Below are 21,684 nucleotides of genomic sequence, written 5' to 3' on the forward strand. Positions count from 1 at the left end.
GGCGATGAACGGTCCCACCCTGCTCGAGCGCCTGGCCGCCTATGCGCCCATCCTGGGCCACGGCGCCGCCACCACCCTGCTGGTCGCGGTGGTGGCGATCGTCGGCGGCTTCCTGCTGGGCGCCCTGCTGTTGGGCTGCACGCTGACGGGCGGCAAGCGCAGCCCCCTGCGCCTGGCGGTCATCGCCTATATCAGCTTCTTCCGCGGCACGCCCATGCTGGTGCAGATGCTGATGCTGTTCTACCTGCCCAGCGCGCTGGGCGTGGACCTGCCGCCGCTGCTCGCGGCCATGGCCGCGATGGCGATGAACTCCGCGGCATTCCAATGCGAGATCCTGCGCAGCGGGCTGGCGGCGGTGAGCCGCGGCCAACTGGAAGCGGGCACCGTGTTCGGGCTGACGCCGCGCCAGGTCTTCCGCCATATCCAGCTGCCGCAGATGGCCCGCGCGGTCTGGCCCGCTGTGGTGTCCGAAGCCATCGACGTGATCAAGAACTCCGCCATCGTCTCGGTGATCGCCGTCGCGGACCTGGCGCGTGGCGCGCGGCAGATCGTGGCCGGCAATTACCGGCCGCTGGAAGTCTACGTGACCACCGGCGTGGTGTACCTGGCCCTGACGACCGCCGTGTTCCTGCTGGGGACCTGGCTGGCGCACCGCATGGCGGGTAGCGGCCACGCCAGCCGCGCCATCATCCGCCGCAACGCCATCCGGAAGACATGATGGATATCGACCTGATGCTATCGCTGCTGCCGGACTTCGGCGCCGGCGTCCTGCACACCCTGGGCCTGGTGATCGCCGCGCTGGCGGGCGGCCTGTCGTGCGGCTTCATCGCGCACATGCTCCGCGAAACGGGACGGCGGCCCTTCGTCTGGCTGTACTGGGCCTACACGGTGGCATGGCGTGGCGTGCCCTTCCTGATCCACCTGTTCATCGTCTATTTCGGCTTGCCCAGCGTGGGGATCTCGCTGGATCCCTATGCGGCGGCCGCCATCACGCTATCGATCTACAGCGGCGCCTATTTCGCCGAGATCTTCCGCGCGTGCTGGGAATCCATCCCCGCCGGGCAGATCGAGGCCGCGCAGGTGATGGGCATCGATCGCCGCCGGATTTTCCGCCATATCCAGCTGCCGCAGGCGTTGCGCGCGGCCGTGCCGCTGGTCGCGCACCAGACGGTGTTGCTGGTGAAGGAGTCGGCGCTGGCCTCGGTGATCACGTATCCCGAACTGACGCTGACGGCGTCGCGCATCGTGTCCGCGCAATTCGTCTACGTCGAGCCCTACATCCTGCTGGCGGGCTGCTACTGGCTGCTGGCGTTGGCCATCGGTCGCATCGGCAAGCTGCTGGCGCGGCGGCTGGCGCGGGGGCTGGCATGAAGGCGCCCATCACATCCACGCAAGCTTCTTCCACCCGGATTCAATCATGAGCGACACCCCTTCCACCGGCGCCGCCCTGCCGATGATTTCGCTGCGCGGCGTCGGCAAATCCTTCGGCGACCATCGCGTGCTGTCCGGCATCGACCTGGACATCGCCCGCGGCGAAGTCGTCACCCTGATTGGTCCCTCCGGCTCGGGCAAGACCACGCTGTTGCGATGCATGAATTTCCTGGAAGTCTATGACGAGGGCGAAGTCGATATCCGCGGCGCGCTGCTGGGTTATCGCCGCGCCGCCGACGGCACGCTGGTCCGCGACAGCGACCGCGCCGTCGCCGAAGTGCGCGCGCCGCTGGCGATGGTGTTCCAGCACTTCAACCTGTGGCCGCATATGACGGCGCTGGCCAACGTCATGGCGCCGCTTACCCTGGCGCGCGCCAAGCCGGCCGGCCAGGCGCGGCAGATCGCCCTGCAGGCGCTGGACCGGGTCGGCCTGGCCGACAAGGCCGACGCCATGCCGGCCAGGTTGAGCGGCGGCCAGCAGCAACGCGTGGGCATCGCCCGCGCGCTGGCGGTATCGCCCGAGGCCATGCTGCTGGACGAACCGACGTCCGCGCTGGATCCGGAGCTGGTGGACGAAGTGCTGGAAGTCATCAAATCGCTGTCGCGCGAGGGCATGACGATGGTCATGGTGACGCACGAGATGAGCTTCGCAGCGGAAGTGTCGGATCGCATCGTGTTCATGGAGCAGGGACGCATCCTGGCGACCGGCGGCGCCGACGAGATCATTCGCCGGCCCACCCATCCGCGCATCCGCGCCTTCCTGCAGCCCTGGATACGGCGCAGCCTGGCGCCGGCGGAGGCACAACAATGAGCACGCCAGGCCAATTCGAGCGCGAACCCTCCCCCCGGGAGAGCGCCCAGCGACAGGAGGACACACCTGTCGCCAGCCTGGGCATGCGCGCGGCGCAAGCCGTCGACCCCGATCGCCTGCAAACGCGCTTGCGGGGGCTGGCGTCCTTCGGCGCCGCCCGCCCCGGCGACATCCATGGCGGGGTTGCGCGCCAGGCGCTCACGCCGCAGGAACTGCTGGCGCGCCGCTGGCTGGCCACGGAATTCGCCTGCCGGCCCGGCTATTCCGTGGGCATCGATGCCGCGGCCAATGTCTACATCCGGCGCCATGGCGAGAATGCCAACGCCGCGCCGGTCCTGACCGGCAGCCACGTCGACACCCAGCCCCTGGGCGGCTGGCTGGACGGGGCCTTCGGCGTGGCCGCCGGCCTGGAAGTCTTCGCCGCGCTGGACGCCGCCGGGCTGCGTACCCACCGCCCCATCGAAACCGTCATGTGGACCAACGAGGAAGGCTCGCGCTTCGCGCCCGGCCTGATGGGCTCGGCCTCCTATACCGACCCGGCACGCCTGGCCATTTTCCGCGACACGGCCGACGCACAGGGCGTGACTTTCCTGCAAGCCTGCAACGATGCCCGCGAGGACTTCTCCATGGCCGCGCGCGAGGCCGGCTGGCGCTGGTTCGACGCGCCGCTGGCGCGTCCGCTGCACGCCTATATCGAAGCCCATATCGAACAAGGCCCCATCCTGGAAGCGCGTGGCCTGCAAGTGGGCTGCGTCACGGCCATACAAGGCGTGCGCTGGTACCGCGTCACGGTGCCGGGGCGCAGCGCGCACGCCGGCACCACGCCGGATGCCGCGCGCGACGACGCCCAGGCCAAGGCTATCGCTCTGGCGCATGCGCTGCTGGAATACGGCCGCGCCCAGGACGATGCCGCCCTGCGCCTGACCATAGGCCGCTGGCACTGCCGGCCCGACTCGATCAACACCATTGCCGATCAGGTCGCATTCACCATCGACGCGCGCCATCCCGAAGCGCCGGTACTGGACGCGCTAGAAGCCCGCCTGCAGGCCGTGCTGCCCGCCGGCGCGGCGATCGAGGTCCTGCAGCACAAGCCCACGGTGGCCTTCGACCTGGGCCTGGTCGAACTCGCCCGGCAGGCCTGCCAGTCGCTGGCGCTGCGGCACGCCGACATGCTGTCCGGCGCTTTCCACGATGCCATGCCGCTGGCCGGCTTCTGCCCCACGGCCATGCTGTTCGCGCCCAGCATCGGCGGCGTCAGCCACCACCCCGACGAACACACAGGCATCGATGACCTGACCGCGTGCGCGCGAGCGCTGGCCTGGTGCCTGGCCGCACTCGCTCAGGACGGCAATGCCGGCGCCGCCGATGCCGCGCGCGCCGGATCGCCCGCTTTCGATCACCCCGATTTATCCACCCCCACCCGCTAGGAATCAACACGATGGAAACCGCAACCCGCATCCCGCAGGTGGCCGACAACGGCGAACCGGTCGGCCTGAACAATACCCATCTGGAACCCATCTCGGCCGACGGCCGCGCCGAGCCGGGCAAGGTGTATGAAGTCCCCGCGCGCAACGGCCGCGCCGTCCGCCTGTCCAAGGGCCAGGTCATCCGCATCATCAACACCCACGGCAGCCAGGTCTGCGATACCTGGGCCTTCAAGGCCGACGACCTGAGCGAGTTCATGTCCATGGAGCATGCGCGCGCCATGATCGACCGCATCATTCCCAAAGTGGGGGATCCGCTGGGCAGCAACCGCCGCCGCCCCATCATGACCCTGACGGCCGATACCTCGCCGGGCGTGCACGACACCCTGATGGCGGCCTGCGACGCGTATCGCTACCGCAACCTGGGCGTCGAGCACTATCACGACAACTGCGCCGACAACATGCGCATGGCGCTGAAAGCCATCGGCCTGCGCGCGCGCGAAGTTCCGCAGCCGCTGAACCTGTGGATGAACATCCCCGTGAACGCGGAAGGCGGCGTGCAATGGCTGGCCCCCGTATCGAAGGCTGGCGACTACGTGGACCTGCGCGCGGAAATGGACTGCGTGGTCGTGATGTCGGCCTGCCCGCAGGACATCATTCCGATCAACGACAACCGTCCCGTCGAAGTGCACTTCCAGGTGCTCGACCAGGCATAAAATTCCGCCATGGCCACCCGCAGACTTTCCCCTACGACGCCGGAGCGCGGACTCGCCGCGCTAGGGCCGCGCGTCAAGCATGCCCGCATGGTGCACAACCTGACGCTGAAGGCGCTGGCGGAGGCCGCCGAGTGTTCGGAAAGCCTGCTGTCCCGCATCGAACGCGGCCAGACGATGCCATCGCTGGCCACCCTGCACCGCCTGGCCCACGCCCTGGACACCAACGTGGCCGAGCTGACCGCCGCCGACGCCCCGCCGGCCTCGCCCGTGACGCGGGCGGCCGACCGCCCCGTCCTGGCGTTCAGCCAGGCACGCGGACGCAAGGGCGGCGTCAAGCTGGAGCGAGTCATCGTGCCGATGCGCGGCCAGTTGCTGCAGGCGGACATCCACGTGCTGGAGCCGCTGGCGGAAAGCCTGGAACAGATCGCGCACGCCGGCGAGGAAATGGGCTACGTGATCGAAGGCCGCTTCGAGCTGCGCCTGGGCGAGGAAATCCACCTGCTCGACGCTGGCGATTCCTTCTATTTCTCCAGCGATGTTCCGCACAGCTATCGCAATCCGGGCAAGACGGTGACGCGGGTGCTGTGGGTGAACACGCCCACCACGTTCTGACCGCCAACATGCATTCCGCCACGGACACCCGCGCACAGGCGCAACCGCGCTACAGCGGCATCCCGACCTTCATGCGCGTTCCGTATACGACGAGGCTGGAGGATTTCGATATCGGCATCGTCGGCGTGCCTTTCGATGGCGGCGTCACGGCGCGGCCCGGCGCCCGCTACGGTCCCCGGGAAATCCGCAATATGTCGTCGATGACACGGGCGATCCATCACGTGACCCGCTTCAACCCGTTCGCCGCCTGCCGGGTGGCGGACGTGGGCGACGTGCCGTTCACGGACGTGTTCCATCTGGAGAATTCGCACGCGGATATCCGGCGCTTCCTGGCGCCGATCTACGCGGCCGGCAAACGGACCCTGGTGGCGGGCGGCGATCATTCGATCACCTTTCCCATCTTCCAGGCCATGGCCCCGCGCGAACCGCTGGGCATGGTGCATATCGATGCGCACACGGACACCTGGGACGATTTCATCGGCTCCAAGTTCAGCCACGGCTCGCCCTTTCGCCGTGCGGTCGAAGCCGGACTGCTGGATCCGAAACGGACCGTGCAGATCGGTATCCGTGGAGCACAGAATTCCGACGAAGGCTGGCGCTATTCGCTCGACTCGGGCATGCGGGTGATCTTCATCGAGGAATTCGACCGGATGGGGGTGGAAGCGGCCATCGCAGAAGCGCGGCGCGTGGTGGGCGCTGGCCCGGCGTACCTGTCCGTCGATGTCGACGGGCTCGATCCGGTCTACGCGCCGGGAACCGGCACGCCGGAAATCGGCGGCCTGTCCACGCGCGAGACCCTGGCGCTGCTACGCGGCCTGGAGGGCCTGGACCTTCGCGGGGCAGACGTGGTGGAAGTGGCGCCGCCGTATGACCCGAGCGGAAACACCGCGCTGCTGGGCGCGACCTTGATGTATGAGTGCCTCTGCTTGCTGGCGCGGGCTTGGGAGATGGGAAGGTAAGGGTATCGGAACCGCAGGGGCTTGGGAAGACCGAATGACTGGACTCACACCCGGAGGCGGGCATCGACTTCCAATCGCATCAACTTCCACTCACGATCAGCGGGCCGGCGCCTCAAAGCATCCGACGCACGCCAAGATGCGTAGGCGATGCGTGGCCGCGCTGGGCGGCCACGCATCGCCGGGCACTGCACGATCCTTCTTGAGTCATATCACGCCGCCACGAAGGGCCAAGAAAACCACCGCCCGCAGCATCCGTGACTAAGGCAAACCAGAGTCCGGCGGGGCGGTCGCCCTGTCGGGGCCAGCCCGTTGAGGCCGCGCGAGGGCTGACGAAGGGAGGACGGCCGGGCAAAAAAGACCCAAGAACGCTGACGACGTTCGGCCGCCGGACGAGGCAGACGACGCGGGAGTCCGGCGCCCGCGCGCCGGACCGGCCGATCGGGATGGACCCGACAGGGTGACCGCCCCGACGGACGGCACCAGCACTACCAGCCCCGCCACCAGCACCAGCACCAGCACCAGGACCAACCCCACCACCACCCGCTAACGATCGAGCAAATACAAACAGCGAGCAATCACCCCAACACCGGCCCCAAGGTCCGCTTGACGTCGTCCTCGCTGCGCCCGCTGCGTGCGATGTAATCGCGCAGCTGATCTTCCCCTATCGTCCCGACGTTGAAGTACTGCGACTCGGGATGGCTCAGGTAAAAGCCGCAAACACTGGACGCCGGGAACATCGCATAGCTCTCGGTCAGGTCGATGCCGACCTCCGCCGCATCCAGCACCTCGAACATCTCGCGCTTGACCACGTGCTCCGGGCAGGCCGGATAGCCGGGCGCCGGCCGTATGCCGACGTACTTCTCGGCGATCAGCGCGGCATTGTCCAGGGTCTCATCCGCCGCATAGCCCCACAAATCCCGCCGAACCCGCGCATGCAGGCATTCGGCATAGGCTTCCGCGAAGCGATCCGCCAGCGCCTTCAGCATGATGCTCGAATAGTCGTCATGCGCCGCCGCGAACTCGGCTTCCTTCTTCTCGATGCCCAGCCCGGCCGTCACCGCGAACAGGCCGATATAGTCAGCGACGCCGCTGTCCTTGGGCGCGATGTAGTCCGCCAGGCACTTGTTCGCCACGCCTTCCCGCTTGGCCCCCTGCTGCCGCAGGTTCCGCCACGTGAACAGCACGCGCGTGCGGCTTTCATCGGCATAGACCTCGATATCCTCGTCGTTCACCCGGTTGGCCGGATAGAACGCGACCACGCCGTTGGCCGTCAGCCAGCGCCCTTCGACGATGCGCTTGAGCATGGCCTGCGCGTCGGCGTACACCTTGCGCGCCTGCTCGCCCACCACCTTGTCGTCCAGGATCGCGGGAAACTGGCCGAACAGGCTCCACGTCTGGAAAAACGGCGTCCAATCGATGTAGGTGGCGATCTCCGCCAGGTCGTAATGCTTGAAGGTCCGGCGGCCGATGTACTTGGGCCGCGGCGGCACGTAGCCCGACCAGTCGATCGCCGGCCGCGCCGTGCGGGCTTCCGCCAGGGACACCAGCGGCGTGGCCTTGCGATTGGCGTGGCGGCGGCGCACGTCTTCGTACTCGCGCTTCAGGTCCGCGACGAACGCGTCCGCCTGCTCCGACACCAGATTGGTCGCCACGCCCACGGCGCGGCTGGCGTCCGGCGTATACACCACCGGCCCGTCGTAATGGGGCGCGATCTTCACCGCGGTGTGCACGCGGCTGGTCGTGGCGCCACCTATCATCAGCGGGACCTTGCGTTCGCGGAAATACTCGTCGCGCTGCATCTCGCTGGCCACGTAGGCCATCTCTTCCAGGCTGGGCGTGATCAGCCCCGAAAGGCCCACGATATCCGCGTTTTCCGCCTTCGCTTTTTCCAGGATCTGCGCGCAGGGCACCATCACGCCCATATTCACGACTTCGAAGTTATTGCACTGAAGCACCACGGACACGATGTTCTTGCCGATATCGTGCACGTCGCCCTTCACCGTGGCGATCACCATCTTGCCCTTGGCGCGCACGTCGCCGCCCGCCGCCGCGATCTGGCGCTTTTCTTCTTCGATGAAGGGCACCAGATGCGCCACGGCCTGCTTCATGACGCGCGCCGACTTCACCACCTGCGGCAGGAACATCTTGCCTTCGCCGAACAGGTCGCCCACGATGTTCATGCCGTCCATCAGCGGGCCTTCGATGACCTCGATAGGCCGGCCGCCGCGCGCCTCGATCTGCTGGCGCACTTCCTCGGTATCGTCGACGATGAAGTTCGTGATCCCATGCACCAGCGCATGCGCCAGGCGCTGTTCCACCGGCTGCGCGCGCCAGGCCAGGTCTTCTTCCTTCTTGGCGCCGCTGCCCTTGACGGTGTCGGCGAACTGCACCAGCCGTTCGGTGGGCGTGCGCTCGTCGTCCGCTTCCGTCTTGCCCACGGGTTCGGCCCGGTCCAGCACGACGTCTTCGACCAGGTCGCGCAGCTTGGGATCCAGATCGGCGTACACCCCCAACTGGCCTGCATTCACGATGCCCATGGTCAGGCCTTCGCGGATGGCGTAGTACAGGAATACCGTGTGGATGGCCTCGCGCATCGGCTCATTGCCACGGAACGAGAAGCTCACATTCGAAATACCGCCGGACAGGCGCGCATGCGGCAGGTTCTGGCGTATCCACGCCACGCCTTCGATGAAGTCGAGCGCATAGCGGTTGTGCTCCTCGATCCCCGTGGCCACGGCAAAGACGTTGGGATCGAAGATGATGTCCTCGGGATTGAAGCCTTCCTGATTGACCAGCAAATCGTAGGCACGGCCGCAGATTTCCTTGCGGCGCTCCAGCGTATCGGCCTGGCCCTGCTCGTCGAAAGCCATCACCACCATCGCCGCGCCATAGCGGCGGCACAGGCGGGCATGATGCAGGAAGGGCTCGATGCCTTCCTTCATGGAGATCGAGTTCACCACCGGCTTGCCCTGCACGCACTTCAGGCCGGCTTCGATGACCTCCCACTTGGAGCTGTCTATCATCACCGGCACGCGGGCGATGTCGGGTTCCGACGCGATCAGGTTCAGGAAACGCGTCATGCAGGCCACCGAATCCAGCATGGCCTCGTCCATGTTGACGTCGATGATCTGCGCGCCGTTTTCCACCTGCTGGCGCGCCACGGCCAGGGCCTCGTCGTACTTTTCCTCGCGGATCAGGCGCGCGAACATCTTGCTGCCGGTCACGTTGGTACGTTCGCCGACGTTCACGAAGAGCGTGTCCTCGTCGATGTTCAGCGGCTCCAGGCCCGACAGCCGCGTCTTGACCGGCACGTCGGGCACCACACGCGGGGTCAGGCGAACGACCTTTTCGGCGATGGCGCGGATGTGGTCGGGCGTGGTGCCGCAGCAGCCGCCCGCCATGTTCACCAGCCCCGCGCGCGCGAACTCTTCCAGCAGGCTCGACGTATCGGCCGGCGATTCATCGAAGCCGGTATCGCTCATGGGATTGGGCAGGCCGGCGTTCGGATAGACGCAGACGTAGGTATCGCAGATCTTCGACAGCTCGGCCACATAGGGGCGCATCAGCGCGGCGCCCAATGCGCAGTTCAGCCCTATCGTCACCGGCCGGGCGTGGCGCACGGAATTCCAGAACGCCTCGACGGTCTGGCCGGACAGGATGCGGCCGGAAGCGTCGGTCACGGTGCCGGAAATCATCACCGGCAGCCGCACGCCGCGCTGCTCGAAGACTTCCTCGACCGCGAAAATGGCGGCCTTGGCATTCAGCGTGTCGAAGATGGTTTCGATCAGGACGACGTCGATGCCGCCGTCCAGCAGGCCGTTCATCTGCTCGACATAGGCGGCGCGCAGCTCGTCGAACGTGACGTTGCGCGCGCCCGGATCGTTGACGTCCGGGGAAATCGACGCGGTCTTGGGCTGCGGCCCCAGCGCGCCGGCGACGAAGCGCGGCCGCTCGGGCGTGCTGTAGGCGTCACAGGCTACGCGCGCCAGCCTGGCCGAGGCCAGGTTCATTTCGTAGGCGAGTTCCGGCAGGTCGTAATCGCCCTGCGCGATGGAAGTCGCCCCGAAGGTGTTGGTTTCGATGACGTCGGCGCCCGCCTCCAGGTACTGGCGGTGGATTTCGGCGATCACCTCCGGGCGCGTCAACGACAGCAGCTCGTTGTCGCCCTTCAGGTCCTTGCCGTGGCCCGCGAAGCGCTCGCCACGGAAATCGGCCTCCGTCAGCTTGTAGCGCTGGATCATGGTGCCCATCGCGCCGTCCAGGATCATGATGCGCGAGTCGAGCGCGCGCACGAAGGCGGCGCCATGGGTATAGGAATCGATGGGATAAGGCAGCGCGGGATAGGACGGCACGGGCGTTCCTGCAGGGAAGGCGGATGGATTGCAAAGAAGCAACCTGGAATGGTAACAAAGCCCGCGAAATCCTGGGGCCGTGATACATTCCGGGCCCTCGAACCGGTGCTTTCAACGCAAACGCGCGCAAGCGCGCCGCGTGGTGAAAGGTAAACGGGAAACAGGAACGCGCCGCCGGACCGTCCATGAGACGGCCTGCGACGGCGCCAGGCCTGTGCTGCCCCCGCAACGGTCATCCCGCCCCATTATTCCAGGCCGCGCCACGGCGCCTGGAACCGGGTGGGACAGCCCGATACCGGCCGGTTCGTCCGGGGAAGACGACAAGTGACGCCAGCCTTGCCGTGCCTGCGGCGCCGGCCGCCAGCCGTCTTCCGCTTCCTTGAACGACGTGCGGGGTCGCGCGTCATCACCAGGTCTCGCTATGAAGCCCCTCTTTACCCGGCGCAGCGCCGGGCTCCTCGCCTGTCTGGCCCCCTTGGGGTTGGCCCCCATGTGGGCCGCTGCCCAACAGACTCCGGCCGCCACGACTGCCCAGCCACCAATCACCCAGCTCGACACCGTGGTCGTCACCGCCACGCGGTCGCCCGAACCGTTGAAAGACGTGCTGGGCGACGTCAGCGTGATCGACCGCGCCACCCTGGAAAGCGCCGGGCAGAGCAGCCTGGCTGAAGTACTGTCGCGCACCCACGGCATCGAATACGCCAACAATGGCGGCCCGCAGACAGTTACCAGCCTGTTCATGCGCGGCGCCAACAGCAACCAGACGCTGGTGCTGGTCGATGGCCAGCGCGTGAACAACGCCACCAACGGCCTGGCGGCGCTGAACGCCATTCCGACCAACAGCATCGACCACGTGGAAATCGTGCGCGGCGCCGCCAGCAGCCTCTACGGCGCGGACGCGCTGGGCGGCGTGATCAATATCATCACCAAGCGGGAGGCGGACCGCCCGCTGTCGGCCTACGCATCGGTGGGCGGCGGCACCTACGGCAGCAGCAGCTACAGCGCCGGGCTGTCCGGCGCGGCCCAGGGCTGGACCTACAGCCTGTCCAGCAGCTACCAGCAGAGCCGCGGCTTCGACGCGACCAACGACAAGAACTTCCTGCACAATCCGGACCGCGACAGCTACTACGAAAACAACGTGGCCGGCTCGCTGGGCTATGAATGGATGCGCGGCCAGACGCTGACCGCGCAGTTCTACCAGACCCACGTGAACGGCGGCTACGACAACGGCTCGCCGTACTTCAACGACCGCTCGATCCAGGACCTTCAGGGCTACTCGCTGACCAGCACCAACCGCCTGACGGACATCTGGACCAGCACCCTGCGCGTCGGCAGCACGCTGGACCGCAACCGCAACGAAAACGCTCCCGGCGACGAGAACCCTTTCAACACGCCCGATGGCAAGAGCACCTTCCGCACGCGGCAGAACCAGTACCTGTGGCAGAACGACCTGCAGTTCACCAAGGACCAGAAGGTCACCCTGGCCTATGAGCACCTGGAACAGCGCGTCGAAGGCGACATCGGCAACTTCAACAACTTCCCGGTCACCTTCGGCGACTATGCGGAAACCCGCCGGCATGTGAATTCGTTCACCGGGGTCTACCTGGGCGATTTCGGCGCGCATCACCTGCAGGCCAGCCTGCGCAACGATGACAATTCGCAGTTCGGCAATCGCACCACGGGCGGCCTGACCTACGGCTACGACATCACCGACCGGATTCGCGCCACGGTGGGCGCCAACACCGGCTTTCGCGCGCCGAACTTCAACGAACTCTACTGGCCCAACGACGGCGGCTTCGTCGGCAATCCGGACCTGAAGCCCGAGACCTCGCGCAATATCGAGGCCAGCCTGCGCTACCAGGACGACGATAGCGAGCTGGGTGCGACCTACTATCACAACAAGGTCAAGAACCTGATCATCAACCAGGCCGTCGATCCGAACGACCCCTTCAGCGTGTTCCAGCCTTTCAACGTGTCGCACGCGCTGCTGGAAGGCGTCAGCCTGACCGGCATGAAGAAGTTCGGCGCCACACGGCTGCGCGCCAGCGTGGACCTGAGCGACCCGCGCAACACGGACGAGGACACCCGCCTGCCGCAGCGCGCGCGCAAGGTGTTGCGCGTGTCGGCGGACCATCGCTTCGGCGACTTCCTGCTGGGCGCGGAAATGTATGCCAGCGGCGATCGCATCGATGCGCTGACCGGCGATCGCCTGGGCGGCTATACGCTGTACAACCTGCTGGCTTCCTACGACCTGACGCGCAACCTGCAGGTCCAGGTACGCTGGAACAACGTGTTCGACAAGGAGTACACCTTGGTCAAGGGCTACAACACGCCGGGTTCGAACGCCTTCGTGAACCTGACCTGGCGGATGTAAGGTTCGGCGATGCGCGCGCACGGCCGCCTGACGACGATCGCCGCGCTGCTGCTGGCATGCGCGGCGGCCACGGCCGGCCCGGTCTCGGTCAAGGATGATGACGGCCGTGCCGTCGATCTGCCGCATCCGGCCCGGCGCGCCATCTCGCTGGCGCCGCACGTCACCGAGCTGGCCTACGCGGCGGGCGCCGGCGACAGGCTGGTCGGCGTGGCGCGTGGCAGCGACTATCCGCCCCAGGCGCGTACGCTGGCCTCCGTCGGCGACGGCCTGGCGCCCGATCCCGAACGGGTGGCGGCGCTGCGGCCCGATCTGGTGCTGGGCTGGCTGCCGGGCGGCGCGGCGCCCCTGCTGCCCGTCCTGCGTGCGCTGGACGTCCCCGTGTACTACAGCGACCCGCGCACGCTGCGCGACATTCCCCGCGCCGTCGAACGCATGGGCGTGCTGTTCGGCACGCAGGCGGTCGCCACCCCGGCTGCCGCGGCCCTGCGGGCGCGCATCGACGCGCTGGCCACGCGCTATGCCGGGCGCGTGCCGGTCCGGGTGTTCATCCAGGCCGGCCGCGATCCTGTCTACACCCTGAACGACAGCAGCATCGTCAGCGATGCCCTGCGCGTCTGCGGCGGCCTGAATGTGTTCGCCGATGCACCCGTCACCGCGCCGCAGGTCACGCGCGAAGCCGTGCTGACCGCACGCCCCGACGTGGTGGTGACCGGCGTGGCCGACGCGGCCAGCCTGGCGGCCACCGACCAGGCCTGGCGCGCGCTGGGCCTGCCGGCGGCGCTGGCGGGCCATGTCGTCGGCATCGACGCGGACGTGCTGTATCGCCCTGGCCCACGCCTGATCGACGCCGCGGAAACGCTGTGCGCGGCCCTGGACCGGGCGCGGCATTGACCGCCCCAGCCGGCCCCAGCATTACTTCGACGCCGTGCAGTAGTCCGGATCCTTGAGCGTGACGGCGGCGACATGGCCGTTGTCCAACAGCTGGACGTAGGGGCATTCCATGCGCTTGCCCTTGATCTCGACAGCCTCCATCTGCACTTTCTCGGAATACTCGTGGGATATGTCTCCACTGCGGGTATCGCGCAGGTAGACCTCCATATGCACACGTTCCCAGGATTCGGGCGGATCGGCCTCGCATTCAGACGGGTTGCGCGGCAGCAACCGGTCACCCGCGTTCCAGGTGGCGTCCGGATATTCGACGTGACCATTGCGATAGGTCGGCATCACGTAGCAATAACGGATCTTGCCATTGGTCCGCACAGGCTGGAAAAAGCTCTCGCCCTGCTCCACCTGGACCAGTTCCTTGCCCTTCCATTTCGCGATGGTCACGTAGTGATCGCAGCAACCGTCGCGTTGAAAATCCCACACCAGTTTGTTGGCGGCATCGAAGTTGGGCGACGTCATGTTTTCCATGGTGGCACTGACGTCGTCAAACTTGCCCGTCGCGGGCTCGTAGATCCATGCGCTGGTGGGAATATTGGGGCCGGCGGGCAGGAACTGGGCCAGCGTCAGATCCGGCCAGCCATCGAAATTGATGTCCGGGGTTTCCGGCACGAAGATGCGGCACGTGCCAACCGAATCGGTGGGCAGCGCCTGCACCAGCCTGCCGTCCTTGTACAAGCGGACCTGGGTCACATGCGGCACGTCGGTGGCGCAGTTGCCCCCAGGGTCGGGCATGCGGTCCGCGGCCAGGCGGATTTCATAAGGGAAGGCATGCGCGCCCGGCGCGGGGCCCAAGGTCACGGGCAGACTGCGCTTGCCATCGGGGCTGGCCCAGGTTCCCGTCCAGCCGGCGCCATCGCGGCGCATCTCCCAACGCCCGGTCACGGGCTTGTCCTTGCCGGCGGCGGTCTGGTCGTATTCCTGCATGCCCACGCCATTGGCTTGCCAACTGCCGTCGAGCCGCAGCTTCAATATCTTGTTCGAATCGCAAGGCTCGTAGCAGTAGTTGCCGGACACGTGGTCGGCGACACGCTTGAATTCGACGCGGATCTTGCGGCCGGAGATCGTGCCCTGGTAAGACGCCGACCAGGCAGGGAATTCGACAGCCGGCGATGCGGGCATGGTCGTCGTCGCGGCCGGAACGACGGGAGGAGCAGCAGCCGGCGCCGTGGTCGGACCGGTGGGCGAGGCCGGAGCCGGCACGTGGGCGTGAGCCGCCGTGCCCTGCGCCTGTGCATGCGCGGCCGGCATTGCCAGCATGGCGGCGGCCAACAGCACCAGCCGGGCGCAACGGCCGGCGCGGCGTATTGAAGCTAAGTCCCGCCTGGAACGGCGGCGAAAAATCGGGCTGCTCATGGTGACTTATCTTTGTGGTTGAGCATGCGGATATATCACGCCGCCACCGTTGAGAGTTCGACAAATTGTCAGCGTTGCTGCGGACCGCGCCCGCATACGGGTTGCCATGGGACGCATGGGGCCCGGCGCGCTGGTTCGCGGCACGCGACCTTTCAGCAGGGTTTCCCCGGACCTCGGCCGCCCCGCTGCTTTATCATGGCGGTGTATGCCGCGCCATCCGGGCGAACGGCAGCTTCTCCTCATCCGCCATGCCATCCCAAGACACCTTCACCGTCGCCGGGCGCACCTTCCGGTCCCGCCTGCTCGTCGGTACCGGCAAGTACAAGGATTTCGAGCAGACCCGCCAGGCGCTGGACGCCAGCGGCTGCGATATCGTCACGGTGGCCATCCGCCGCGTGAACCTGGGCCAGAACGCCAACGAGCCCAGCCTGCTGGATTTCGTGCCGCCATCGCGCTTCACCTACCTGCCCAACACCGCCGGCTGCTACACGGCGGACGAAGCCGTGCGCACGCTGCGCCTGGCGCGCGAACTGCTGGACGGCCACGACCTGGTCAAGCTGGAAGTGCTGGGCGACCCGCATACCCTGTTCCCCAACATGCCGGAAACGCTGAAGGCCACGGAAGCCCTGGTCAAGGACGGCTTCAAGGTCATGGTCTACTGCACCGACGATCCCATCCAGGCCCGCATGCTGGAAGACCTGGGCGCCGTCGCCGTCATGCCGCTGGCATCGCTGATCGGCTCCGGCATGGGCATCCTGAACCCCTGGAACCTGCGCCTGATCCTGGACCAGGCCCGCGTGCCGGTGCTGGTCGACGCCGGCGTCGGCACGGCATCGGACGCCGCCATCGCCATGGAACTGGGCTGCCACGGCGTGCTGATGAACACCGCCATCGCCGGCGCCAAGGATCCCATCCTGATGGCCAGCGCCATGAAGAAAGCCGTGGAAGCCGGCCGCGAAGCCTTCCTGGCCGGACGCGTGCCGCGCAAGCTTTATAGCGCCTCGCCGTCCTCGCCGACGGAAGGCCTGCTGAAATGATCCCCAACGCGCTCTCCATCGCCGGCGTCGATCCGTCCGGCGGCGCGGGCGTACTGGCCGACGTCAAGGCCATGAGCGCGCTGGGCGCCTATGGCTGCGCGGTGATCGCCGCGCTGACGGCGCAGAACACCGAAGGCGTAAGCGAAGTCGCGCCGGTCCCGCCGGCCTTCGTGGGCCAGCAGATCGACACGCTGTTCGCGGACGTGCGCATCGACGCGGTCAAGATCGGCATGCTGGGCCAGCAGGCCGTCATCCAGGTGGTGGCGGAAAAGCTGGCCCGCTGGCATCCGCCGCACGTGATCCTGGACCCTGTCATGGTCGCCAAGAGCGGCGACCTGCTGCTCGAAAAGGCCGCGGTGGGCGCGCTGCGCGAAGCCCTGTTGCCGCAGGCGACGGTGCTGACGCCCAACCTTCCCGAAGCCGGCGTGCTGCTGGACGAACGCCCGGTGGAAACCGTCAAGGAGATGCGCCGCGTCGCCGAGCGCCTGCGCAACAGGATGGCCTACGACGGCCAGCGCTGGGTCATGCTGAAGGGCGGGCACCTGCCCGGCGAGGAGACCATCGACCTGCTGCACGATGGCGACCGCATGATAGAACTGCCGGGCGGACGCCTCGCCACCCGCAATACCCACGGCACGGGCTGCACGCTGTCCGCCGCCCTGGCGGCCCTGATCCCGCAGACCGGCGACGTGCCGGAAGCCGCCCGCCGCGCCAAGGCTTATCTGACCGAAGCCATCCGCCATGCCGATCGCCTGGATGTGGGCAAGGGCCACGGCCCGGTCCATCATTTCCATGCGTGGTGGTAGGCCGACGACGCAAATCGGTACAATTGCCCAGCCTCCGAACTCTTGATTCCCGCTGTCATGAACGCTTCCACTCTGCCCGACGTCGAAAAAGCCCGCTTCAATATGGTGGAACAGCAGATCCGTCCCTGGGACGTGCTGGACGAAACCGTGCTGGACGCCCTGTTCAAGGTGCGCCGCGAGCTTTTCGTGCCGCCCGCGCTACGATCGCTGGCGTTCTCCGACCTTGAAATTCCGCTGCAGATCAACGCGGTGGATACCCGCGAAGCCATGCTGGCCCCCAAGGTCGAAGCGCGCCTGGCCCAGGAGCTGCTGCTGGCGCCCACCGATGCGGTGCTGGAAATCGGTACGGGCTCGGGCTACCAGGCGGCGCTGCTGGCCGAACTGGCGCAGCAGGTGACCACGGTGGAAATCGACAGCCGCCTGGCGGCCTTCGCCCAGCAGAACCTGCAGATGAACAACATCGCCAACGTCAAGGTCGAAACCGGCGACGGGCGCAACGGCTGGGGAACGACGGAATACGACGCCATCCTGCTGACGGGCTCCGTTCCGGTGGTGCCGGACGGGCTGAAGTACCAGTTGCGCATCGGCGGCCGGCTGGTGGTGGTGGTCGGCACGGCCCCCGTCATGACCGCCTGTCGCATCACGCGCACGACGGCCGCCAGCTTCGAAACGGTGAACCTGTTCGAAACGCTCATCAAGCCGCTGCGCGGCGCGACCGTGTCGCAGTTCAAGTTCTAAGCGGCCTTGCAGGCGCCCTTCCAGGCGGCCTGCTAAGCGCCCTGTATCTTGCGCACCAGCGATGTCGTCGATCGCTGGAATTCGAAGGGCACCGCCACCGCGCGACCGCCCCAGCTCCGGACCAGCGCGGTTTCCGGCAGCTTCTCCATATCGTAGTCGCCGCCCTTGACGATGATGTCGGGGCGCAGCTGCGCGATCAGCGCCACGGGCGTGTCTTCGTCGAAGGACGTGACCGCGCCCACGCAAGCCAGCGCCGCCAGCAAGGCGGCGCGATCGTCCTGGTTGTTCAGCGGCCGCTCCGGCCCCTTGCCCAGGCGGCGCGCCGATGCATCCGTATTCACCGCCACAACCAACGACGCGCCCAACTGGGCGCTTTCGTCCAGATAGGTGACGTGGCCGCGATGCAGGATGTCGAACACGCCGTTGGTGAATACCAGCGGGCGCGGCAGGCGGCCGTCGGCAAGCGCATCCAGGCATTGCCGCGGGGTCAGGATTTTCGATTCGAAGCGGGCTGTCATGCCCGCATTTTAGATCGGCCGGCGCAACCGGTGGCTGGTGGGCCGCCGTCATCGGCGGCCGTGGGGGCTCAGCCCGGTACGAGCAATGGGGCGCCGCGCCCGCCCATGCCCAGGTCCGTCATTGCCGCATCGCCGCCGCGCTCGATCAGCGACACGATTTCCTTGCGATAGCGGTTCAGGTCCTTCACCGATTCGAAGCTGCGGTCCAGCAGCTTGGAAAGAATGTGCAGGATGCGGTCGCCGACCTTCTTTTCCCATACGCCGTCGAAGCGGATCTGCGTATCCAGCCAGCGCTCCAGCCAGCCCGGTTCCGGCAGGCGCGATTGCACCGTATCGTTGGGGAACAGCCCCTTGTTCACGTGCAGATTGGTCGGATGCATGGCCTGCGACGTGCGGCTGGCCGACGCCATCAACATGCCGATCTTGGAGAACGCCAGCCGCGCCTGCGCCTGCGTCGTCGTGCCACGCTCGAACAGCGCACGGCGCATGTACTGCAGGTAGGCGCCGGCATGGCGCGCCTCGTCCTGCGAGATGGTCTTGTAAATGGCCTGGATGACCGGTTCGGTATGCCAGCTGGCGGCGCAGCGGTACCAGTGATTCAGGCGTATTTCGCCGCAGAAGTGCAGCATCAGGGTTTCCAGCGGCGGCGCCGGATCGAATTCGAAGCGCACCTTGTGCAGCTCTTCCTCGGTCGGCATCAGGTCGGGACGGAAGCGGCGCAGGTATTCGATCAAAACCAGGGAATGCTTCTGTTCCTCGAAGAACCACACCGACATGAAGGCGGAAAAATCGCTGTCGCCGTGATTGTCGCGCAGGAACATTTCCGTGGCCGGCAGGGCCGCCCATTCCGTGATGGCGTTCATTTTGATCGTCCGCGCCTGTTCATCGGACAGCTTGGCGCCATCGAAGTCATCCCACGGAATGTCGGTAGACATATTCCAGCGCACGGCTTCCATGGATTTGAAAAGTTGCGGATAAAGCATGATCTTGGTCCGAAATTAATTAAGTATCCCCCGCGCTCGTCCCGCCAGATTTAGGCTGGCGGAACGGGCGCGCCCCGTTTTTAGATTTGGCATGCGCACGCGAGACTAGGACGTGCACAAGGCGACGGCGTGAAAACCCATACGCGGGTTTCCTTTATCGCCGTTGCATGCGAAGGCGTGATGACAGATTCATGGCAGAACCATGACGAGCGCCCCTCCCCAGGGGCGCTCAGCGCGTGGACAGCCAGATGATCAGGGCCACCCCGACAGCCAGCACGGCCGCGACGACCGACAACAGCCGGTTCGTATGCTGTTGCGCCTTGCGCAGCTGGGCCAGCTCCAGCAGCACGGCCGGCTCCACGTTGGGCCGGTTCAGGCGGTCATGCACCAGCCGTGGAATGGCCGGCAGGATCTGCGACCATTGCGCGGCTTCTTTCTCCATCTGTTTTTTCAGCCCGGCCATGCCGATCCGTTCGCGCATCCAGCGCTCCAGGTACGGTTTGGCGGTCTTCCATAGATCCAGGTCCGGGTCCAGTTCGCGCCCCAGCCCTTCCACATTGAGCAGCGTCTTCTGCAGCAGGACCAGTTGCGGCTGGATCTCCACATTGAAGCGGCGCGACGTCTGGAACAGGCGCAGCAACACCTGGCCCAGCGAGATCTCGGATAGCGGGCGGTCGAAATAAGGCTCGCATACCGCGCGCACGGCGCCTTCCAGTTCTTCTTCGCGCGTGTCGGACGGCACCCAGCCGGATTCGATGTGCAACTGGGCGACGCGCCGGTAATCGCGGCGGAAAAACGCCAGGAAGTTCTGGGCCAGGTAGTTCTTGTCGAACTCGGACAAGGAGCCGACGATGCCGAAATCCAGCGCGATATAGTGGCCCAAGGTATCGGCCCGATCCGACACGTAGATGTTGCCGGGATGCATATCGGCGTGGAAAAAGCCATCGCTGAAAACCTGCGTGAAGAAGATCTCCACCCCGGTGCGCGCCAGCTTCTGGATGTCGATGCCGGCGTCGCGCAGGCGTTCGATCTGGCCCACCGGAATGCCGTACATGCGCTCCATGGTGAAGACCGTGTTGGCGGTGAACTCCCAGATCACCTCCGGCACGATCAGCATGCGGCCGCGGCCGCTTTCCGGACCGAAGTTGCGTCGCAGCTGGCTGCAGTTCGAGGCCTCGCGCACCAGATCCAGCTCATCGTGCAGATACTTGTCGAACTCGGCCACGACCTCGCGCGGCTTGAGCCGGCGGCCGTCCGGCCCCAGGCGTTCGATGACCGACGCCAGGGTGCGCAGCAGCGTCAGGTCCTTTTCGATGATGTCCAGCATGCCGGGACGCAGCACCTTGACCGCGACTTCGCGGCCATCGTGCATCACCGCGAAGTGCACTTGTGCGATGGAGGCCGAGGCCACCGGATCGACTTCGAAATGCTTGAACAGCGTGGCCGGCGGTGCGCCCAGCGCGGCCTGTATGCACTGCGCCGCCTGCTCCGACGGGAACGGCGGAACGCGGTCCTGCAGGAGCGCCAATTCCGCCGCGATGTCGGCGGGGATCAGGTCGCGCCGCGTCGACAGCACCTGGCCGAACTTGACGAAGATGGGTCCCAGCGATTCCAGCGCGCGGCGCAAACGGACGCCGCGGGGCGCGGTCGGCTTGCGCCGGCCGAAGCGCGTGATACGCAACAACATCGTCGCGAGCGGATGGTTCAGGCTGGACAGCACCAGGTCATCCAGGCCGTAGCGCATGGCCACGACAACGATGCGGATAAAGCGAAGTATGGTCAGCATCGTTCAGGCGCCGCCTTGACGCTGTGCTGCGGCATGGTGCCTGTCCTCGATCTTGCCCAGCCGGGCCTGCAATGCGGCAACGCGCGCCTGGACGGCGTCCAGCGCCGCGGTCGCCCGCCCGATATCGGCCGGCAAGGCCCGCAGCAGCGGGCGCGGCGTCAGCATGGGTTGCTCGTGCCCAAGGTACTCCACCAGGTTGTTCCGCAGCCGCGTCGCGGCGCCGCGCAGCCCGGCGGACAGCGCGCGCGCGCCGGCGACCATGCGGCCAGCCGGGATGTCGCCGAACCAGCGGGCCAGATCGTCTTCCACGTCCCAGCGCAATTGCGCGGCCAGTTCGGCCACTACCTGCGCCAGGCCCGCGTCGCCGGAGATATGCATCATGTCGGCAACGGTGTCGGCGCGCGCCCGGGCGGCCGCGGCGGCGTCTGCATCGCCCGCGGCATCGGGCTGGAACAGGCGCGCGAGACTGAACCGCGCGGGGTCCACCGTCAAGGTGACGTCCGGGACCACCGCCGGATCGGCCAGATCCGCATGGCCTTCGCTATCGATCGTCAGGGAGAGCTTGAAGGCGCCCACGGCCAGGCGTACCGTCTTGCCGGCGTGGCGGGCCAGGCGCGCGCGCGCCCAGTCTTCCCGCCGCAGCAGAGCGTTCAGCGCGCTTACGGCCGGGCGACCGGGGTCGGGCAAGGCAGGGATAGGCAGCATGAATATACGACGTGGCGCCAGGACGCCATGGGTGATCAGACCGCAAGTTTAACCGGGGGCCCGCTGGCGAAAAAAAGACCCCCACGCCGCGCCGGTAAAACCGGCTCGCTGCCCCCGAGGGGGCTTTTTCGCCT

18 protein-coding genes and 1 riboswitch are annotated in these 21,684 nt (G+C 66.8%); of the genes, 12 read left to right on the plus strand and 6 right to left on the minus strand.

All coding sequences use genetic code 11. The annotated features are described in order from the left end of the window. Window positions 1–4: 4 nt before the first annotated feature. From CAL12_RS25500 to speB, 7 genes are read left to right on the plus strand one after another with little or no spacing between them, the layout of a single operon-like run. Window positions 5–718 (plus strand): amino acid ABC transporter permease, encoded by a 714-nt coding sequence (locus CAL12_RS25500; protein ID WP_086067157.1) that lies wholly within the window; start codon window positions 5–7, stop codon window positions 716–718. Then, window positions 715–1,371 carry an amino acid ABC transporter permease gene (locus CAL12_RS25505; protein WP_086067158.1) on the plus strand — a complete coding sequence of 219 codons (657 nt, stop codon included), beginning with the start codon at window positions 715–717 and terminating at the stop codon, window positions 1,369–1,371. Before CAL12_RS25500 ends, CAL12_RS25505 begins: the two co-directional genes overlap by 4 nt. Window positions 1,372–1,417: 46 nt before the next feature. Continuing rightward, window positions 1,418–2,242: an amino acid ABC transporter ATP-binding protein gene (locus tag CAL12_RS25510; protein WP_086067159.1), complete on the plus strand. Its 825-nt coding sequence runs from the start codon at window positions 1,418–1,420 to the stop codon at window positions 2,240–2,242. Continuing rightward, the gene (locus tag CAL12_RS25515) at window positions 2,239–3,669 is read left to right on the plus strand and encodes a M20 family metallo-hydrolase (protein ID WP_232464634.1); all 1,431 of its coding nucleotides are present in this window, start codon (window positions 2,239–2,241) and stop codon (window positions 3,667–3,669) included. The genes CAL12_RS25510 and CAL12_RS25515 overlap by 4 nt, the downstream gene beginning before the upstream one ends. Before the next feature lie 11 nt (window positions 3,670–3,680). After that, complete coding sequence (locus CAL12_RS25520; RefSeq protein WP_086067161.1) at window positions 3,681–4,382, plus strand: DUF1989 domain-containing protein; 702 nt, start codon at window positions 3,681–3,683, stop codon at window positions 4,380–4,382. A gap of 9 nt (window positions 4,383–4,391) precedes the next feature. Beyond that, window positions 4,392–4,994, plus strand: a complete 603-nt coding sequence (locus CAL12_RS25525) for a cupin domain-containing protein (protein ID WP_086067162.1) — start codon at window positions 4,392–4,394, stop codon at window positions 4,992–4,994. Window positions 4,995–5,002: 8 nt separating this feature from the next. After that, on the plus strand, window positions 5,003–5,953 hold the full coding sequence (speB, locus tag CAL12_RS25530) for an agmatinase (protein ID WP_086067163.1): 951 nt from the start codon (window positions 5,003–5,005) through the stop codon (window positions 5,951–5,953). Window positions 5,954–6,528: 575 nt separating this feature from the next. Here speB and metH read toward each other — a convergent pair. Then, on the minus strand, window positions 6,529–10,305 hold the full coding sequence (gene metH / locus CAL12_RS25535; RefSeq protein ID WP_086067164.1) for a methionine synthase: 3,777 nt from the start codon (window positions 10,303–10,305) through the stop codon (window positions 6,529–6,531). 86 nt (window positions 10,306–10,391) lie between these two features. Then, a riboswitch (cobalamin riboswitch) is annotated at window positions 10,392–10,623 on the plus strand. Window positions 10,624–10,795: 172 nt separating this feature from the next. Between metH and CAL12_RS25540 the strand changes: the two genes are divergently transcribed. Beyond that, a complete protein-coding gene (locus tag CAL12_RS25540; RefSeq protein WP_232464635.1) occupies window positions 10,796–12,679 on the plus strand; it encodes a TonB-dependent receptor domain-containing protein in 1,884 nt (627 codons plus the stop codon). A gap of 9 nt (window positions 12,680–12,688) precedes the next feature. Continuing rightward, window positions 12,689–13,570 (plus strand): cobalamin-binding protein, encoded by an 882-nt coding sequence (locus CAL12_RS25545; RefSeq protein ID WP_086067166.1) that lies wholly within the window; start codon window positions 12,689–12,691, stop codon window positions 13,568–13,570. Window positions 13,571–13,591: 21 nt separating this feature from the next. Here the strand turns inward: CAL12_RS25545 and CAL12_RS25550 are convergent, their stop codons facing one another. Beyond that, window positions 13,592–14,977: an XAC2610-related protein gene (locus tag CAL12_RS25550; protein ID WP_157793128.1), complete on the minus strand. Its 1,386-nt coding sequence runs from the start codon at window positions 14,975–14,977 to the stop codon at window positions 13,592–13,594. Window positions 14,978–15,225: 248 nt separating this feature from the next. Between CAL12_RS25550 and CAL12_RS25555 the strand changes: the two genes are divergently transcribed. The 3 genes from CAL12_RS25555 to CAL12_RS25565 are packed head-to-tail and all read left to right on the plus strand — an operon-like array spanning window position 15,226 to window position 17,558. Continuing rightward, entirely contained in the window at window positions 15,226–16,014 is a 789-nt protein-coding gene (locus CAL12_RS25555; protein WP_086067168.1) for a thiazole synthase, read from the plus strand. Then, window positions 16,011–16,820, plus strand: coding sequence for a bifunctional hydroxymethylpyrimidine kinase/phosphomethylpyrimidine kinase (gene thiD / locus CAL12_RS25560; protein WP_086067169.1), 810 nt, complete (start codon window positions 16,011–16,013; stop codon window positions 16,818–16,820). The genes CAL12_RS25555 and thiD overlap by 4 nt, the downstream gene beginning before the upstream one ends. A 57-nt stretch (window positions 16,821–16,877) precedes the next feature. Beyond that, window positions 16,878–17,558, plus strand: coding sequence for a protein-L-isoaspartate O-methyltransferase family protein (locus CAL12_RS25565; protein ID WP_086067170.1), 681 nt, complete (start codon window positions 16,878–16,880; stop codon window positions 17,556–17,558). Between the two features lie 32 nt (window positions 17,559–17,590). On the opposite strand, the gene CAL12_RS25570 is transcribed toward CAL12_RS25565, so the two are convergent. The 4 genes from CAL12_RS25570 to CAL12_RS25585 form a co-directional block, all read right to left on the minus strand. Further along, complete coding sequence (locus CAL12_RS25570) at window positions 17,591–18,076, minus strand: adenylyltransferase/cytidyltransferase family protein (protein WP_086067171.1); 486 nt, start codon at window positions 18,074–18,076, stop codon at window positions 17,591–17,593. A 68-nt stretch (window positions 18,077–18,144) separates the two neighbouring features. Then, a complete protein-coding gene (locus CAL12_RS25575) occupies window positions 18,145–19,059 on the minus strand; it encodes a ferritin (RefSeq protein ID WP_086067172.1) in 915 nt (304 codons plus the stop codon). Between the two features lie 229 nt (window positions 19,060–19,288). Continuing rightward, window positions 19,289–20,845, minus strand: a complete 1,557-nt coding sequence (ubiB, locus tag CAL12_RS25580; protein WP_086067173.1) for a ubiquinone biosynthesis regulatory protein kinase UbiB — start codon at window positions 20,843–20,845, stop codon at window positions 19,289–19,291. Between the two features lie 3 nt (window positions 20,846–20,848). Further along, complete coding sequence (locus CAL12_RS25585; RefSeq protein WP_086067174.1) at window positions 20,849–21,550, minus strand: ubiquinone biosynthesis accessory factor UbiJ; 702 nt, start codon at window positions 21,548–21,550, stop codon at window positions 20,849–20,851. Window positions 21,551–21,684 lie beyond the last annotated feature (134 nt).

The sequence above is a fragment of the Bordetella genomosp. 8 genome, assembly GCF_002119685.1.
GTDB lineage: Bacteria > Pseudomonadota > Gammaproteobacteria > Burkholderiales > Burkholderiaceae_B > Bordetella_C.

Excerpts from the sequence above, each read along its gene's own strand:
- CAL12_RS25545 (WP_086067166.1), top strand. The coding sequence starts at position 12,689 with ATGCGCGCGCACGGCCGCCTGACGACGATCGCCGCGCTGCTGCTGGCA.
- CAL12_RS25510 (WP_086067159.1), top strand. The coding sequence starts at position 1,418 with ATGAGCGACACCCCTTCCACCGGCGCCGCCCTGCCGATGATTTCGCTG.
- CAL12_RS25570 (WP_086067171.1), bottom strand. The coding sequence starts at position 18,076 with ATGACAGCCCGCTTCGAATCGAAAATCCTGACCCCGCGGCAATGCCTG.
- CAL12_RS25520 (WP_086067161.1), top strand. The coding sequence starts at position 3,681 with ATGGAAACCGCAACCCGCATCCCGCAGGTGGCCGACAACGGCGAACCG.
- CAL12_RS25500 (WP_086067157.1), top strand. The coding sequence starts at position 5 with ATGAACGGTCCCACCCTGCTCGAGCGCCTGGCCGCCTATGCGCCCATC.
- CAL12_RS25515 (WP_232464634.1), top strand. The coding sequence starts at position 2,239 with ATGAGCACGCCAGGCCAATTCGAGCGCGAACCCTCCCCCCGGGAGAGC.
- CAL12_RS25575 (WP_086067172.1), bottom strand. The coding sequence starts at position 19,059 with ATGCTTTATCCGCAACTTTTCAAATCCATGGAAGCCGTGCGCTGGAAT.
- speB (WP_086067163.1), top strand. The coding sequence starts at position 5,003 with ATGCATTCCGCCACGGACACCCGCGCACAGGCGCAACCGCGCTACAGC.
- CAL12_RS25505 (WP_086067158.1), top strand. The coding sequence starts at position 715 with ATGATGGATATCGACCTGATGCTATCGCTGCTGCCGGACTTCGGCGCC.
- ubiB (WP_086067173.1), bottom strand. The coding sequence starts at position 20,845 with ATGCTGACCATACTTCGCTTTATCCGCATCGTTGTCGTGGCCATGCGC.
- CAL12_RS25525 (WP_086067162.1), top strand. The coding sequence starts at position 4,392 with ATGGCCACCCGCAGACTTTCCCCTACGACGCCGGAGCGCGGACTCGCC.
- CAL12_RS25585 (WP_086067174.1), bottom strand. The coding sequence starts at position 21,550 with ATGCTGCCTATCCCTGCCTTGCCCGACCCCGGTCGCCCGGCCGTAAGC.
- thiD (WP_086067169.1), top strand. The coding sequence starts at position 16,011 with ATGATCCCCAACGCGCTCTCCATCGCCGGCGTCGATCCGTCCGGCGGC.
- CAL12_RS25565 (WP_086067170.1), top strand. The coding sequence starts at position 16,878 with ATGAACGCTTCCACTCTGCCCGACGTCGAAAAAGCCCGCTTCAATATG.
- CAL12_RS25540 (WP_232464635.1), top strand. The coding sequence starts at position 10,796 with ATGTGGGCCGCTGCCCAACAGACTCCGGCCGCCACGACTGCCCAGCCA.
- CAL12_RS25550 (WP_157793128.1), bottom strand. The coding sequence starts at position 14,977 with ATGAGCAGCCCGATTTTTCGCCGCCGTTCCAGGCGGGACTTAGCTTCA.
- CAL12_RS25555 (WP_086067168.1), top strand. The coding sequence starts at position 15,226 with ATGCCATCCCAAGACACCTTCACCGTCGCCGGGCGCACCTTCCGGTCC.